The sequence below is a fragment of the Aquimarina sp. MMG016 genome, assembly GCF_018100805.1.
In the GTDB taxonomy this organism is placed as follows: domain Bacteria; phylum Bacteroidota; class Bacteroidia; order Flavobacteriales; family Flavobacteriaceae; genus Aquimarina.
In genome coordinates this window covers 38,773-54,775 of the sequence record NZ_JAGJEA010000011.1, presented here as the reverse complement: position 1 = coordinate 54,775, position 16,003 = coordinate 38,773, and the positions used below count along the sequence as shown (strand labels likewise).

Here is a 16,003-nt window from a genome sequence, read left to right as displayed (position 1 = left end):
TTTATTCAATTTTATACATTAAACACTTAAAAGATTAAACTTCTTTAGTACCTGCGCCAGGTGCATTTTCTTTTACTGAATTGATTCCGTTTTCCATTCCGGATTCAGAAGAATACATTTGGCTACTACCGATAACTTGTCCATTAGTAGCTTTTAAATTAAAAAAGAATCTACCATCTTTCGCAGTTTTGCGTTCATATCTACCATCTTCAGAAGCGTTTTTTTGTACAGAAGCGATTCCGTTCTGAGCAGCAGCTTTACTATTATATACCTCACTACTCAAGATTACTTGCCCGTTTTTAGCTTTTAGTGTAAAATGGTAACTAGATCCTTCTTTATTTTTAAGTTCAAACATGTTTTTAAGTTTTAATTAAATTAATATGACATTGTTAAAATTATATAATTCTTATGAGAAAGAAAAATTTATAAATTATGAAGGTTTGTTTTTTGTGCTTTTCATCGAAAAAGAAAACAGATTGTCGAAAATATAAGATTTTCTAATATTACTTTATAAGACTATATTTTCCCCGATGGTAATTTCGTATCTTATTATAAATATTTAATAACCACAAATGATCAACTATGAAAAAACAGATCTTATTTTCGATTTTGTTAGTACTGGGGTTTAGTACTACTTATGCTCAGGATTTACCACCAAATCCAGAACCAGGAAAGTGTTATGTACGTTGTACCACTCCTGATGTTTATGAAAACCAAACTGTGCAAGTGCAAGTTACTCCTGAGTTCAAAAAACTAAAGGTAGTACCTGCAGAATACAAAAAAGTAACTGAAGAAGTAATTATTAAAGAAGCATCAAAGAAACTTACGGTTGTTCCGGCTAAGTATCGCACGGAAACAATTACTTTTCTTAAAAAACAAGGGGCTTCTACGCTTAAAGTTATTCCTGCTAAATTAGGTACAGGAGCAGAAACTGTGGAGATAAAGCCTGCATATGCACAATGGGAATTAGGTTCGCCCGCACCGGATTGTGCTTCAGGTAACCCTGATGACTGTCGTTATTGGTGTTATAAAGGTTACCCTGCTGAATTTACAACTGTTCCAACTCAGGTTTTAAATGCTGATGCAACTACTTCTAGTAATCCAATTCCTGAACAATCGGGCACTTATTCAAAAAGAGTAGTGGTTGAACCTGCAAGGGTTATTGAGGAAGAGATTCCAGCAGAATACGGTACGGTTACCAAAACAGTATTGGTAAAAGATGCTTATACAGAAGAAGTTGTTGTTCCTGCAACATTTAAAACCGTTACAAAAGAGGTGCTTACTCAAAAAGGCGGACTTACGACCTGGAAAGAAGTAGAGTGTTCTTTGGTTGAATATTCAGCTTTACCAATTAATTGGGATTTAGGGAGTGCAACGTTAACACCACAGGCAAAAAGTATAATTGACACCAGATTAATGCCGGTATTAGCTAACAACCCTGGTGCTAAAATGGAAATTGCTTCGCATACGGATTCAAGAGGTTCGAAATCAAGTAATAAAGCGCTTTCTGATAGAAGAGCACAATCTGTTGTTACTTATCTGATTTCTAAGGGAGTTAACTCTAGCCGTTTAGTTGCAAACGGATATGGAGAAACAAGGCTTAAGAATAGATGTTCAGATGGTGTTACTTGTACAGAAAGACAGCATGCTTCTAATAGAAGAACAGAATTTAGGTTAATTCAATAAGAAGTTGTTATAATCATTAATTTAAAAAATGCCTGATAAAGTTATCAGGCATTTTTATTTAGTTTTTGAATTTATCCAGTAACTCAAAATGATATTTGGTGTCTCTTAGAGAGCTGTATCCAGAAATTTTATCCAAGACTTTTCCTTTATCATCCATTATATTTATTAAAGGAAACGATTTTTCCTTATTGTATAATTCTACAAGTTTGTTGTTTTCAATATTCTGCTCTTTAGATAATAAGTCCTTATTTCTAGGAATATCAATATATAGGAAAATAAAAGAGTTTTTATATTGCTCAAATTTTTGACTGTTAAAAAAATCTTCTTGTAGCATTTTGCAAGGTCTACACCAATCACTTCCGCTAAAGTACATAAGGATAGGTTTTCGTTCCTTTTTTGCTTTTATCTTTGCACTTTTCCAATTCTGTATCCATAATGAATTTCCTTGATCAAACTGTGCAGATGCTGAGAAACCAATAAAAATAAAAATGAACAAAAGATTTTTCATAGACTATGAATTTTTATTATTGAATTACCAAAAACTATTCCAACTATTTCATAAAGTTGCCTAATCCAGGAATATTGGGCATCCCTTCTTTAGCCGCCGCCGCAAGTTCTGCTTCATTGATTTGAGTAGCTTTTGCAATAGCTTTATTAATAGTAAGTACCAAATAATCCTCTAACTGCTCTTTGTCCTCTAATAATGTATCAGAAATCGAAATGTTTTTTATTTCTCGATTTGCAGTTATGGTAACTTTTAATGCATTATCAGAACTATTTTCATCGATAAGTACAGTATCTAATCTTTTTTTTGTCTCTTCCACTTTTTGTTGAGCTTCTTTGAGTTTGCCCATCATTCCCATCATATCTCCAAACATGAGTATATCTTTTTTTAAAATTATTAAGGCAAAATTAGCATTTTGCCTGTTAATAAACCAGTATAATAATATGAAAAGACTATGTATTATATTTCTGTTATCTATTATTTTAGCAACTTCATATAAATGTATAACCATGTCAACAATTGATACAGATATAAAGCCTCCAATAGCAGATAAGAACCCAACTAATCTGGAAAAACATGACGATGTTCGTGTTGATAATTATTTTTGGCTAAAAGAAAGAGAAGATGCTAATGTTATTGACTATCTGGAACGTGAGAATGATTATAACGACAAAATGACTTCGCATACCAAAGATTTTCAAGAATCACTTTTTGAAGAGATGAAGGGTAGAGTTAAAGAAGAAGATGCATCTGTGCCTTATAAGAAAAATGGATATTGGTATATTACCAGATATGAGAAAGGGAAAGATTATCCTATTTACTCTAGAAAGAAAGAAACATTAGAGGCAGAGGAAGAAATACTTTTTGACTGTAACATAGAAGCAGAAGGACATAGCTATTTCAGAATGGTAGGTTTAAATGTAAGCCCCGATAATACGCTTATAGCTTTTGGAGTGGATACGGTAAGTCGACGTAAATATAATATTAGTATCAAAAACCTGGTAACCGGAGAAATTTATCCGGAAAAAATAGAAAACACTACTGGCGGGAGTACCTGGGCTGCTGATGGTAAAACACTTTTTTATACTAAAAAAGATGAAGAAACCTTGCGCTCTGATAGAATTTATAGACATATACTAAATACACCAGTAACCAAGGATGTAGAAGTTTATAATGAAAAAGATGATACTTTCAATACGTTCGTTTATAAAACAAAATCTAGGAAATATATCATTATTGGTTCTTATAGTACTTTGACTTCAGAATATAGATTTCTAAGAGCAGATGATCCTCAAGGTGAGTTTAAGGTTTTTCAACCTAGAATTAGGGGGGTAGAATATGGTATTGCACATTATGAAGATCATTTTTATGTGTTAACCAATGCAGATAAAGCTTCCAACTTTAAATTAATGAAAGTTAGTGAAGAAAATACTGCTAAGGAAAATTGGGTAGATCTTATTCCTCATCGCAAGGATGTTTTGATTGAAGATGTAGAGATTTTTAAAGATTATTTAGTTATCAGCGAGCGGAATAATGGTTTGAATATGATTAATATTAAAAGATGGGATGGCTCTGCCGATTATTACCTTCCTTTTGATAATGAAACTTATACTGCTGGAGTAAGTACCAATCCAGATTTTGACACAAAACACTTAAGATATTCTTATAACTCTCTTACTACTCCCAATTCTGTGATCGACTTTGATATGGAAACCAAAAAGAAAGAAGTAAAGAAAGAACAAGAGGTTTTAGGAGGGAAGTTTAATAAAAATAATTATATATCAGAGCGAGTATGGGCTACCGCCACCGATGGAACCAAAATTCCGATTTCTTTGGTATATAGAAAAGGTATAGAAAAAAACGGAAAGAATCCTTTATTACAATACGGTTATGGTTCTTATGGTTCAACCATTGATCCTTATTTTTCTTCTGTTAGATTAAGTTTACTTGATAGAGGGTTTATTTATGCAATTGCACATATACGCGGAAGCGAGTATTTGGGTAGATCCTGGTATGAAGATGGAAAGCTATTAAAGAAAAAAAATACTTTTACTGATTTTATCGATTGTTCTAAATTTTTGATAGAAGATGGATATACCTCTCAGGATCATTTATACGCCATGGGTGGTTCGGCTGGTGGACTTTTAATGGGGGCGATAATAAATATGACTTCAAAATTATATAATGGAGTAGTGGCGGCTGTACCTTTTGTAGATGTGGTCACTACGATGTTAGATGATAGCATTCCATTAACTACAGGAGAGTATGATGAATGGGGTAACCCAAATGAAAAAGAGTATTATGGATATATGAAGTCATATTCTCCATATGATAATATCGTTGCTCAAGAATATCCTAATATGCTAGTTACAACAGGATTACATGATTCTCAAGTGCAATATTGGGAACCCGCCAAATGGGTAGCGAAGCTAAGAGAATTAAAAACAGATGATAATATCTTGTTATTACACACCAATATGGATACTGGTCACGGTGGCGCTTCAGGAAGATTCGAGGCTTTAAAAGAGGTTGCAAAAGAATACGCTTTTTTATTCGATTTAGAAGGAATAAGGAGTTAATTGAAAAATTTAATGTAACTTCGTACCGTTTTTTAGGCGGTAAATGATTCCCCATATTTATATCATTTACTTGTTAAAACGCAACTATATGAAAGAAAACATAAGGGCTTATAATAATGTTTTGGAGCTTATAGGTGATACCCCACTTGTAAAACTAAACAGTATTATGAACGACTTTCCTGGCAATTTCTATGCTAAAATAGAATCTTTTAACCCGGGACACTCCACCAAAGATAGAATCGCACTTTATATTATTGAAGAAGCCGAAAGAAAAGGTATTCTTAAACCTGGTAGTACTATTATTGAAACGACAAGTGGAAATACAGGGTTTAGTTTAGCTATGGTTAGTGTGATTAAAGGTTATGACTGTATTCTAGCTGTAAGTTCAAAATCTTCTAATGATAAGATTGACATGCTTAAAAATATGGGTGCTAAGGTATATGTTTGCCCTGCTCATGTAAGTGCAGATGATCCTAGGTCGTATTATCAGGTAGCTAAAAGACTTCATGAAGAAACAGAAAATTCTGTGTACATTAATCAATATTTTAATCAATTAAATATTGATGCCCATTACAATTCTATGGGGCCTGAGATATGGAATCAGACCAATGGTCTGATTACACATCTTGTAGCTTGTTGTGGTACAGGAGGAACCATTTCCGGTACAGGAAGATACCTGAAAGAAAAGAATAATGACATTCGTATTTTAGGAATCGATGCATATGGTTCGGTTCTAAAAAAGTATCACGAAACTCGAGAGTTTGATAAAGATGAAATTTATCCATATAGAATAGAAGGGTTAGGAAAAAACCTGATTCCCACAGCTACGGACTTTGATGTAATTGATAAGTTTGAAAAGGTAAATGATGAGGATAGTGCCCTCACTGCACGTGAATTAGTAAGGAAAGAAGGTATGTTTTTAGGATATACCAGTGGAGCAGCTTTGCAAGGAGTAAAGCAAATGGCTATGCAAGGAGAGTTTGATGAAAATAGTAATGTAATAGTTATTCTTCCGGATCATGGATCCAGGTATATGAGTAAAGTATATAGTGACGATTGGATGACCGAACAAGGTTTTTTTGATGGTCAAAACGAATTAGAAGAAATGAAAGTTGAATTTATTAAGTAAGTTCAGAATCTAGAAAATTGAAGCATCTGGCACTTTACAGATGCTTTTTTGTGAATTTATTATTTATAGCAGTGTTTTTTGATATAATTATGTGATCACATCAATTTTCTGTATTTTCGCAAACTTAAAGAAATCAAATTTTTGGTAGATGAGAGATTTATTTGATAAGATATATAAGGACAAAGGTCCTTTAGGGAAATGGGCAGATCAGGCAGAAGGATATTTTGTGTTTCCAAAGCTGGAAGGCCCAATATCAAATAGAATGAAGTTTCAAGGGAGAGAAGTAATTACTTGGAGTATAAATGACTATTTGGGCTTAGCTAATAAAGAAGAAGTTCGTAAAGTTGATGCTGAGGCAGCGGCAGCTTATGGTTCTGCATATCCTATGGGGGCAAGAATGATGAGTGGTCATACTGATCTTCATGAGCAATTACAGGATGAGTTAGCGACATTTGTGGATAAAGAAGCAGCTTATCTTTTAAACTTTGGTTATCAAGGAATGGTTTCTACAATCGATGCCCTGGTAAGTAAAGATGATATTATTGTATATGATGTGGATGCCCATGCTTGTATAATTGATGGTGTAAGACTTCATCAAGGACAACGATATACATACCGACATAATGATATCGAAAGCATAGAGAAAAACTTGATGAGAGCCACAAAAATGGCTGAAAAGACTGGAGGAGGAATTTTATTGATTTCTGAAGGTGTTTTTGGTATGCGTGGTGAACAAGGTAAACTTAAAGAGATTGTTGCTTTAAAGGAAAAATTTAATTTCAGGATTTTTGTTGATGATGCTCATGGATTTGGTACTCTGGGAGCTACTGGTGCAGGAACTGGAGAAGAACAAGGAGTTCAGGATGAGATAGATGTGTATTTTGCCACTTTTGCAAAATCAATGGCTAGTACTGGAGCATTTATTGCTGCAGATCAGGAGATTATTGACTATCTAAAATATAATCTACGTTCTCAGATGTTTGCTAAATCATTACAAATGCAGTTAGTGGTTGGTGCTTTGAAGCGTCTAGATATGCTGAGAACTATGCCTGAGCTTAAAGCTAAGCTTTGGGAAAACGTAAATGCTTTACAGAATGGTCTTAGGGATAGAGGGTTTGACTTGGGGACCACTCAAAGTTGTGTTACACCTGTATATCTAAAAGGTAGTATTCCTGAAGCAATGGCTTTAGTAAAGGATTTACGAGAAAATTATGGGATTTTTTGCTCTATAGTTGTATATCCTGTAATACCAAAGGGATTGATCTTATTGCGATTAATTCCTACTGCATCGCATACTCTAGAGGATGTAGAAGAGACACTAAATGCTTTTTCGTCAATTAGAGAAAGACTTGAAAATGGTACTTATAAAAGAGTTTCTGCAGCAGTTGCAGAGGCAATGGGAGAATAAAGTTTTCCTTCTTCTTACATAAAAAAAATCCGCTATCAATAGCGGATTTTTTTTATGTGGGGAGTTGTAGACGTTCTTGTTTTTAGGATAAATCCTTAAGTTCTTTTCTAAAAGTTCTTCTTTTTTTATGTTGTTCATGCTCATAACCATTCCATAAAGCCTGGATAGCTTTATTTTCTTCTAATTCTGGATTGGTTTCTACTACTTCAATACCATTACGTATAAAGGCTTCATTCATTTCTTTAAAAATGAGAGCAGTAACTCCTTTGTTCTGATATTCCGGATCTACTCCAATAAGGTAAAAGGCTGCAGTATCGTTTCTACGCTGTGCTTTAAGAATATGTAAAAAACGAAGTGGATATATTTTGCCGTTCATTTTTTTTAGTGCTTTAGAAAATGAAGGCATAACAATAGAAAAAGCAATTAGTTTACCTTCCTTATCGGCAATACACGTTATGTATTCTGGATTTAGATATGGTAAGTACTTTTTCTTATACATTTCGATTTGATAGGGTTGTATAGGAACAAAAGTCTGTAGACTACTATATGTCTTATTCAAAAGATCAAACATATCATCGGCATAGACCAGAAGCTCTTTGCTTTTGTTGAATTTAAGGAGTTTTAATTGGTAACGTTCTTTAATGATCTGTGAAAATTTAATAACTTTCTCCTTAGTCTCTTTGGGAACTTTAATTTTATATTCTACCCAGGTAGCCGCTTTTTCAAAACCTAATTCTTCCATATGTTTGGCATAATATGGATAATTATACCAGGTAATCATAGTATTTAGTTCATCAAAACCTTTGATCAAAATACCAGCTTTGTCCATGTTGGAAAACCCTACGGGGCCTTCCATATAGGTTAAGTCATGCTTTGCGCCATATTCTCCGACTTTTTTTAGTAAAGCTTTAGTAACTTCAATATCATCAATTACATCAAACCATCCGAAACGAACTTTTGGTTTTTTCTGTTCTTTTACTTCGATCCAATTTATAATAGCAGCAATTCTTCCAACTATAACATTGTTTTTATATGCTAAAAAGTATTTAGCGTCTGCATTTTTAAAAACAGGATTCTTTTGAGGATTCATTACATCAAGTTCTTCTTTGATAATAGAAGGAACGTAATAGGGGGAATCTTTATATAATTGAAAAGGAAACTTAACAAATGTAGTTAAATCTCCTTTCGAAGTAATTTCTTTTATTGTAATCATATAATATGAACTAAAACATAGCAAATATATAACCCTTTTTTAAATATTGTAACTATAAAGTTTCAATTACAGTATATTTAATAGTTTTCGAGGGCTTATACCTGTTAGCTATTACTGAGACAATTTATTGATCGTCCAGTATTTTTAGCTCTTCATCAATTTCTTCTTTGGTTTTTTCGTTATTAGCTTCTTGCTTTTTCTTTTTAGCTTCTTGCTTTTTACGCTTTGCCTCTTCTTTTTTTCTTTTCCTTTCTTCCTTTTTACGTTTAGCTTCTGCTTTCTTTCTGCGTTTAGCTTCTTCTTTCTCTGCTTTTGCTTGTTCTTGTTGAAGCTTTTCGTATTCGTCGTCTATGTTTTGATCCTCTTCAGCTTGTTTTTGCTCGGCTTCTTTTAGTTTCTCTTCTTCAGATTTAAATTGAGCTTCTTCTTCTTCCAGTTTTTTAAGTTCTGCATCCAAGTCATCCAATTGATTATCTATGCCTTCATCTTGTTCTATCTTATCTAATTCTGCATCGATATCATCAATCATTTTCTGTTTTTCTTTCTCTTCTTTAAGACGAGCTTTTTCTGCTTTTTTAGCTTCTTTTTCTTCACGTTTTAACCTTCTGCGTTCTTCTTTCTGGAACTTTTTGTCTTCTTTTTTAGCTATTTTTTCAGCTTCAATACGTTCACGTTCTAATCGCTCTTCGGTTCTTCTTTCGTCAAGGTCTTGTTCTATCGCATCTCTAAAACTATCATCTTCGAATTCATTAATAAAAGGTGTTTTTCCTAGCTTGAGGCTATCATTTTCTTCTTGTTCGAATTCATCAAGTTCCAATCCGTCTTCTCCTTCTCCTTCTTCTTCTTTTTCTTTAACGCCACCTTCTAGTCCAGGTTTTTCTATAATTTCATCTTTGGTATGCCAATCAAAACGATAAGATGCACCAACACTAAAAGTAAAGATTGAAGGAGTGTCCTTAAAATTAAACGCGACATTAGTGTCAATTTGCAAATCTTTATTAAATAGATATGCTCCACCTAATCGCAATATATCGTCACTATAGAAATCACTTTTTTGACCTTGATATTCTCCGAAAACAGCCCATTTATCTCTAATGGTATGGGTAGAAGTTATAATCCATCCTATAACAAGATCATCGGTTGTTATTTTGTCAAAAATTAAGTTAGTAACTAAAGCCCAGTCACCACTAAGACGGGTATTCCAGTTATTTTGAGTAGCTAATACAACTTTTGGGCTAAAGCCTTCATCTCCAGATGCTGTGAATGGATTGTTTTTAGTAACAAAATTAGCTCCTACATATGCAGATACCGCAGGAATTAATGATTTCCACTTAAAACGATGTGTTCTTCTCCAGCTTTTTAAGTCTTCATAATCTATAGAATCCTTTTCTTTAGGTTTTTTATAAGGATCATAAATTAGATATTTTGCTCCGATGGTGTTTAGTTCAAAATTACTTTGACGTATTTTCTCCTCAGTACCTCCAACCGCTATTCTTACACCATCACTTCTATATTTACCATTGAACCTAATTTCTAATTGCTCGATTAGCAGTCCATACCTAGCAGTATAATCGAAATTAAAAGTGTTTGTTCTTGTATTTAAAATTTTGTGTTTCTGTTTCCCAAAACCAAAACCGCCTTCGAATTGAAGTACATTGTTACCAACAGAAAAAGCACCCTGAGATGTTCCTGGTCTATTAGAGTTAATTTTTTCTGTGTACTGTGCCGATCCTATAAAACTTAATAAAAGGAGGCTAACCAGTAATAGAATTGATTTAGGGCTCATATCCAATACTTTTGGTTCAAATATAGCAGATTTTATCATTTTTTTAGGACAGTAGGGCTGTAATTGTGTAGAGAGTTCTTTATTTTTGAAAAAAAATAATATGCAAGAGTCTTCATTGCAAGGAGTATTAAAGGTTCTTCTCATTATATTACTGGTATATTATGGACTAAAGATATTAACGCGTTTATTTGGTCCTCTATTGCTTAAGTATGTAACAAAGAAAGCCGGTGAAAAGTTTCAGCAGCAGTTTAATCAGTATCAAAACCCTGAGCAATCTGCGCAAGGAGAGGTTACTATTGATAAAAAGTCAAAACAAAATTCTTCTAATAAAGATGTAGGAGAATATATCGATTTTGAGGAAATTGATTAATTTGGCGCTTCATTTAGTAAACCAGCACTCATCATGTCTTTAATTAAAAGATTCTTACCTCACTTTTTTGTTGTCTTAGGTTTTATCATTGCTTCATTAGCGTATTTTAATCCTGTTCTTAGTGGAAAAAAAATGCGCCAGAATGATATCGTACAATATACCGGGATGGCCAGGCAACAAACTGACTTTAGAAATCAAACAGGAGAAGAGCCTTACTGGGCAGATAATGCGTTTGGAGGAATGCCTACTTACCAAATGGGTGCCCAATATCCTCATAGTTATATTAAAAAATTGGATAGATTAATTCGTTTTCTACCAAGACCGGCAGATTATCTTTTTCTATATTTTATTGGCTTTTATATATTGTTATTAGTTCTGAAAGTTGATTATAAATTAGCTTTTTTAGGAAGTTTAGCATTTGGTTTTTCTACATATTTTATTATCATTTTAGGCGTAGGGCATAATGCCAAGGCTCACGCTATAGGATATATGCCTTTGGTTTTAAGTGGAATCATACTCACGTTTAGAAAGAAATATATTTGGGGATTTATTTTGTTAGCAATTTCTATGGCATTGGAGATCGCTGCTAACCATTTCCAGATGACGTATTACTTGTTTTTATTAGTGCTGGTATTGGGAGTATCTTATTTAGTTGATGCTTATAAAAAGAAAGAATTATCAGATTATTTTAAAGCACTTGGAGTAATGATTATTGCGGTATTCTTCTCTGTATTATTAAATGCTACAAGTTTATTGGCAACTAGAGAGTATGCTAAATTTAGTACTCGTGGGGATACAGGCATTACCATTCAACCAAATGGAAAAGAGAAAGAAAGTTCTGGGTTGGATTATGAATATATCACTCAGTACAGCTATGGCATATTAGAAAGTTTTAATCTTTTTATCCCAAGATTTATGGGTGGGGCTTCATATGAGGACCTGAGAACAGACTCTAATACCTATGAAGAACTGTTGAAACTAGGAGTGTCACCAGGACAAGCAAAATCTGTTGTACAATATTCTCAGACTTATTGGGGAGATCAACCTATTGTTGGAGCTCCAGCATATATTGGTGCAACAGTTATATTTTTATTTGTTTTCGCATTGTTTTTAGTTAGAGGAAGACTTAAATGGTGGATTGTCGGAGGATCAATTTTAGCTTTACTATTATCTTGGGGGCATAATTTTGGTTTTCTAACAAAGTTATTTATTAATTACTTTCCTCTATATGATAAATTTAGAGCAGTTTCATCGATACAAGTAATTATAGAATTGTGTCTACCAATTATGGCTGTTATTGGCATACATAAACTTTTTAGTGATTCAGTTACTAAAGAAGAGAAAGAAAAAGCTTTAAAATACACTACAGCTATTATTGGTGGTATTTCTCTTGTCTTTTTATTATTCAAATCTACTTTGTTTAGCTTTAGTGGATTAGGAGATAATATGATAATTCAGCAAGGAGGTCCTGACTTTCTGCGAGCGATAAAAGAAGATAGAAAGGCGATGTTTACTTCAGATACGCTACGTTCTTTAATTTTTATATTATTAATAGCCAGTGGATGCTGGTTTTATCTAAAAGGTAAAGTAAAAGAAAACATTCTATTGATTGGTGTTGGAACTTTAATAGTTCTTGATCTCGTACTAGTGGATTGGAATTATGTTAACAAAGATAATTTTGTTACAGCAAGAGAGTTCGATAGACCATTTATAGTAAATAATGCAGATAAAGAAATTTTAAAGGATAAAGGACATTTTAAGGTTTATGATTTAACTACAAATCCATTTAACTCGGGTAGGGCTTCTTATTTTCATAATGCTTTTGGAGGATATCATGCTGCAAAGCCAGGGAGAGCGCAAGATTTATTCGAATTTTATATTGCCAATGGAGATGTAAGTATTCTAAACATGTATAATGTAAAATATATCATTACTACAGATCAAAAAGAAGGCCCACAAGCACAGCTCAACCCTTATGCTAATGGTAATGCTTGGTTTGTCAGTGATCTAAAGTTTGTAGATACAGCAAACGATGAAATTTTAGGATTAAAGGAACTGGATAATAAGTCTGAAGCTATAGTCAATACCAAGTTTAGAGATATCGTTTCTAAAGCTAAGTATGAATCTGATAGTTTATCTACTATAGAGCTTACTTCTCATAAGCCTAATCATTTGGTATATGAATCTAATAATACACAAGATGGATTTGCGGTATTTTCTGAAGTATATTATCCGGGCTGGAAAGCTTCTATAGATGGAAAAGAGGTTGGTCATGCACAAGTAAATTATACACTACGCGGATTACCGATTCCTGCAGGGAAGCATAAAATCGAGTTCAGGTTTGATCCTCAGGTTATAAAAACAGGAGGTGTTATAACATTGACGAGTACAATTGTTTTTATCTTATTAATGATAGGAGGATTGTTTTATCAATATAAGAGAACTGGGAGTTTACTATCTTTAACAAAAGAAGAGAAGTAATATTCGTTTTGAAAAAAATCCTGATCATTACATATTATTGGCCACCTGCAGGAGGTCCCGGCGTGCAACGATGGCTTAAATTTGTAAAATATTTTAGGGATTTTGATGTAGAACCAATAGTGTATATTCCGGAGAATCCTACCTATCCCCTTGAAGACGCTTCTTTACTTTCTGAAGTTCCTGAAGGAATTAAGATTATTAGTTATCCTATTTTTGAACCTTACCGTTTTGCGCAACTTTTTTCCAGGAAGGAAACCAAAACTATTAGTAAAGGGATTATTGCAGGAAAAGAAAAGCAATCTCTTATACAGCGGTTTTTATTATACATCAGAGGCAACTTCTTTATTCCTGATGCTCGTAAATTTTGGGTAAAACCATCTGTAAAGTTTTTGAAAAGCTATATCAAAGAAAATGATATCAGGACTATTATCACCACAGGACCACCACATAGTGTGCATTTAATAGGGGAAGAGTTAAAATCTCAATTGTCAGTCAGTTGGGTTGCTGATTTTAGAGATCCGTGGACAACGATTGGCTATCATGATCAACTGAAACTCTCTAAAAAATCTATAAAAAAGCATAAAACTTTAGAAAAAGAGGTTCTTAATAAAGCTGATCATATTGTGGTTACAAGTTTTACCACTCAAAAGGAGTTTCAGGAAATTACGGATAAACAAATATCCGTGATTACTAATGGTTATGATCAGGAAGAAGTTGCTGAAGTTGATTTAGACGCAAAATTCACGGTTTCTCATATAGGTTCATTATTGTCCGGACGAAACCCTAAAAACCTTTGGAAAGCATTATATGATCTTACAAATGAAAATAATGCTTTCGCGGAAGCGTTCCAATTACAGTTAGTAGGCGCAGTGAGTGATGACGTATTAGCATCGATTAAAGCGTCTGGTTTAGAGGCTTTTTTGGAGTTAAAAGGATATGTCTCACATACTAGAGCAATCGAAATTCAAAGGAGTTCACAAGTATTATTGCTTATTGAAATTGATACAGAAGAAACCCGATGTATTATTCCAGGTAAATTGTTTGAGTATATGGTTTCTAAAAGGCCAATTTTAGCGATTGGTCCAAAGGGCGCTGATATTTCAAGATTAATAATTGAAACCAATTCTGGAAATTTCTTTGAATATCGAGAGTATGAAGATATAAAGATGAAATTGCTTCAGTATTTTGAAAAGTATAAGGAAGGAAAACTAAAATCTGAGGTTACAGGAATAGAAAAGTATAGCAGGAGAGAACTAACCAGGGAATTGGCAAAAGTGTTAAAAGGAAACGGAAACTAATGTAATGGGAGTAGTCATTAATCAATCCATAAAAAATGTAATCATTACCTTTTTTGGTTTTGGCATAGGAGCAGTAAATACACTGTTTTTATTTACCAATTTTATGGAAAAGGAATACTATGGATTGGTTTCATATTTGATTTCTGCTTCGAATTTAATTTGGCCACTTATGGCATTCGGTATGCAGAATACTTTGGTCAAGTTTTTTTCTTCATATAAAGATAAGGATCAACAAAATAAGTTTTTAACGCTGCTTTTGATCGTGCCGTTTGGGATTTCATTGTTTTTAGGCGTATTCGGAACTATATTTTACACTACGTTACAAGGGTTCTTTGATGATGAAAATACTGTAGTTCAGCCTTATATATGGACAATTTTTATACTTGCCTTTGCGGTATCTTATTTCGAAATATTTTTTGCCTGGTCCAAAGTAAAGCTGAAAAGTGTTTTTGGCAACTTTATGAAAGAGTTATTTCTTAGGGTCAGCACAAGTATTCTTTTGATTTTGGTTTATGCTAAAATACTCTCGGTAGAAGAGTTTATTTATGGTTTGGTCATTTCCTATATACTAAGAACTATAGTGATGATGATATATGCTTTTGGTTTGCATAGTTTTAAGTTTCGCTTATCATTACCGGATAATTATGTCTCAATTTTTAAATATTCTAGTTTAATATTAATAGCTGGATCTGTGGCTACTTTATTAATTGATCTTGATAAGGCGATGATCGAACGTTACTTACCGATCGAAAACCTTGCAGATTATCAACTATGTGCTTTTATCGCTATTGTAATTATAATTCCATCACGGGCAATGCATCAAATTACGTATCCGTTGACTGCTAAATTGATTAATGAAAAAAAACGTGATCAGTTGCACGAATTGTATAAGAAAAGTTCAATAAATCTATTAGTTACCAGTGGTTTGTTGTTTGTGCTAATCATTTGTAATGTAAAACAACTTTTTGAGATTATTCCTGATGATTATGAGTTGTATATATGGATTGTAGTTTTAATAGGAAGCGCAAAGCTCTTTGATAACCTTTTAGGAAATAATAATTCGATAATTTACAATTCTGATTACTATAGGATAATTCTTTATATCGGATTAGGGATGGCAATTCTTACTTTTGTATTGAATATACTATGTATTCCGGTTTATGGTGTAACAGGGGCTGCAATAGCTACTTTTACTGCAGTTTTTTGTTATAACGTTGCAAAATTATGGATTGTGAATGCTAAGTTTAAAATGCATCCGTTTTCAAAGAAAACATTTTTGACCTTAATACTAATCTTAACTTTCGTTTTTGGATTTTACTATTGGGAATTACCATTTCATCCAATATTCAATATTGGTATTAAGAGTGTTTTAATCGGAATCAGTTATGCAATTGTTATTTATGGATTAAAGATATCACCTGATATTAATAGTTTAATCAAAAAATATTTGATTAAGTAATCATACTAAAAAAAGAAAATCCCTCGAGGTGCCTAGGCATTCAACTCTGAGGGATTTTCCAACTAACCAACCAAAAAAATAAAAATTAT

13 protein-coding genes are annotated in these 16,003 nt (G+C 33.1%); 8 read left to right on the top strand and 5 right to left on the bottom strand.

The genetic code is table 11. The features are described from left to right. Positions 1-34: 34 nt before the first annotated feature. Positions 35-355 carry a YegP family protein gene (locus J8M14_RS17765; protein WP_211076168.1) on the bottom strand — a complete coding sequence of 107 codons (321 nt, stop codon included), beginning with the start codon at positions 353-355 and terminating at the stop codon, positions 35-37. 227 nt (positions 356-582) lie between these two features. Here J8M14_RS17765 and J8M14_RS17760 point away from each other — a divergent pair, with 227 nt between their 5' ends. After that, positions 583-1,686 carry an OmpA family protein gene (locus J8M14_RS17760; protein ID WP_211076167.1) on the top strand — a complete coding sequence of 368 codons (1,104 nt, stop codon included), beginning with the start codon at positions 583-585 and terminating at the stop codon, positions 1,684-1,686. A gap of 58 nt (positions 1,687-1,744) precedes the next feature. Here J8M14_RS17760 and J8M14_RS17755 read toward each other — a convergent pair whose 3' ends face one another. Together J8M14_RS17755 and J8M14_RS17750 are read right to left on the bottom strand one after the other, a co-directional pair. Next, positions 1,745-2,194 carry a thioredoxin family protein gene (locus J8M14_RS17755; protein ID WP_211076166.1) on the bottom strand — a complete coding sequence of 150 codons (450 nt, stop codon included), beginning with the start codon at positions 2,192-2,194 and terminating at the stop codon, positions 1,745-1,747. 43 nt (positions 2,195-2,237) lie between these two features. Continuing rightward, positions 2,238-2,564: a YbaB/EbfC family nucleoid-associated protein gene (locus tag J8M14_RS17750; protein WP_211076165.1), complete on the bottom strand. Its 327-nt coding sequence runs from the start codon at positions 2,562-2,564 to the stop codon at positions 2,238-2,240. Between the two features lie 70 nt (positions 2,565-2,634). Between J8M14_RS17750 and J8M14_RS17745 the strand changes: the two genes are divergently transcribed. The 3 genes from J8M14_RS17745 (at position 2,635) to J8M14_RS17735 (ending at position 7,307) form a co-directional block, all read left to right on the top strand. Continuing rightward, positions 2,635-4,770, top strand: coding sequence for a S9 family peptidase (locus J8M14_RS17745; RefSeq protein ID WP_211076164.1), 2,136 nt, complete (start codon positions 2,635-2,637; stop codon positions 4,768-4,770). Between the two features lie 88 nt (positions 4,771-4,858). Beyond that, on the top strand, positions 4,859-5,899 hold the full coding sequence (locus J8M14_RS17740) for a cysteine synthase family protein (RefSeq protein ID WP_211076163.1): 1,041 nt from the start codon (positions 4,859-4,861) through the stop codon (positions 5,897-5,899). A 148-nt stretch (positions 5,900-6,047) separates the two neighbouring features. Beyond that, entirely contained in the window at positions 6,048-7,307 is a 1,260-nt protein-coding gene (locus J8M14_RS17735) for an aminotransferase class I/II-fold pyridoxal phosphate-dependent enzyme (protein WP_211076162.1), read from the top strand. A gap of 82 nt (positions 7,308-7,389) precedes the next feature. On the opposite strand, the gene J8M14_RS17730 is transcribed toward J8M14_RS17735, so the two are convergent. After that, the gene (locus J8M14_RS17730) at positions 7,390-8,520 is read right to left on the bottom strand and encodes a GNAT family N-acetyltransferase (protein WP_211076161.1); all 1,131 of its coding nucleotides are present in this window, start codon (positions 8,518-8,520) and stop codon (positions 7,390-7,392) included. A 124-nt stretch (positions 8,521-8,644) separates the two neighbouring features. Then, a complete protein-coding gene (locus J8M14_RS17725; RefSeq protein WP_211076160.1) occupies positions 8,645-10,345 on the bottom strand; it encodes a transporter in 1,701 nt (566 codons plus the stop codon). 61 nt (positions 10,346-10,406) lie between these two features. On the opposite strand from J8M14_RS17725, the gene J8M14_RS17720 reads away from it, so the two are divergent. From J8M14_RS17720 to J8M14_RS17705, 4 genes are read left to right on the top strand one after another with little or no spacing between them, the layout of a single operon-like run. Further along, positions 10,407-10,676 carry a DUF4834 family protein gene (locus tag J8M14_RS17720; RefSeq protein ID WP_211076159.1) on the top strand — a complete coding sequence of 90 codons (270 nt, stop codon included), beginning with the start codon at positions 10,407-10,409 and terminating at the stop codon, positions 10,674-10,676. Positions 10,677-10,709: 33 nt separating this feature from the next. Further along, a complete protein-coding gene (locus J8M14_RS17715) occupies positions 10,710-13,157 on the top strand; it encodes a YfhO family protein (protein ID WP_211076158.1) in 2,448 nt (815 codons plus the stop codon). A gap of 8 nt (positions 13,158-13,165) precedes the next feature. Next, the gene (locus J8M14_RS17710) at positions 13,166-14,455 is read left to right on the top strand and encodes a glycosyltransferase family 4 protein (RefSeq protein WP_211076157.1); all 1,290 of its coding nucleotides are present in this window, start codon (positions 13,166-13,168) and stop codon (positions 14,453-14,455) included. A 4-nt stretch (positions 14,456-14,459) separates the two neighbouring features. Continuing rightward, on the top strand, positions 14,460-15,914 hold the full coding sequence (locus J8M14_RS17705) for a polysaccharide biosynthesis C-terminal domain-containing protein (protein WP_211076156.1): 1,455 nt from the start codon (positions 14,460-14,462) through the stop codon (positions 15,912-15,914). Positions 15,915-16,003: the final 89 nt, after the last annotated feature.

What these genes read in the sequence shown, in the direction of transcription:
- J8M14_RS17730 (WP_211076161.1), bottom strand. Translation starts at nt 8,520, where the DNA reads ATGATTACAATAAAAGAAATTACTTCGAAAGGAGATTTAACTACATTT.
- J8M14_RS17720 (WP_211076159.1), top strand. Translation starts at nt 10,407, where the DNA reads ATGCAAGAGTCTTCATTGCAAGGAGTATTAAAGGTTCTTCTCATTATA.
- J8M14_RS17745 (WP_211076164.1), top strand. Translation starts at nt 2,635, where the DNA reads ATGAAAAGACTATGTATTATATTTCTGTTATCTATTATTTTAGCAACT.
- J8M14_RS17755 (WP_211076166.1), bottom strand. Translation starts at nt 2,194, where the DNA reads ATGAAAAATCTTTTGTTCATTTTTATTTTTATTGGTTTCTCAGCATCT.
- J8M14_RS17740 (WP_211076163.1), top strand. Translation starts at nt 4,859, where the DNA reads ATGAAAGAAAACATAAGGGCTTATAATAATGTTTTGGAGCTTATAGGT.
- J8M14_RS17715 (WP_211076158.1), top strand. Translation starts at nt 10,710, where the DNA reads ATGTCTTTAATTAAAAGATTCTTACCTCACTTTTTTGTTGTCTTAGGT.
- J8M14_RS17705 (WP_211076156.1), top strand. Translation starts at nt 14,460, where the DNA reads ATGGGAGTAGTCATTAATCAATCCATAAAAAATGTAATCATTACCTTT.
- J8M14_RS17735 (WP_211076162.1), top strand. Translation starts at nt 6,048, where the DNA reads ATGAGAGATTTATTTGATAAGATATATAAGGACAAAGGTCCTTTAGGG.
- J8M14_RS17765 (WP_211076168.1), bottom strand. Translation starts at nt 355, where the DNA reads ATGTTTGAACTTAAAAATAAAGAAGGATCTAGTTACCATTTTACACTA.
- J8M14_RS17760 (WP_211076167.1), top strand. Translation starts at nt 583, where the DNA reads ATGAAAAAACAGATCTTATTTTCGATTTTGTTAGTACTGGGGTTTAGT.
- J8M14_RS17750 (WP_211076165.1), bottom strand. Translation starts at nt 2,564, where the DNA reads ATGTTTGGAGATATGATGGGAATGATGGGCAAACTCAAAGAAGCTCAA.
- J8M14_RS17725 (WP_211076160.1), bottom strand. Translation starts at nt 10,345, where the DNA reads ATGATAAAATCTGCTATATTTGAACCAAAAGTATTGGATATGAGCCCT.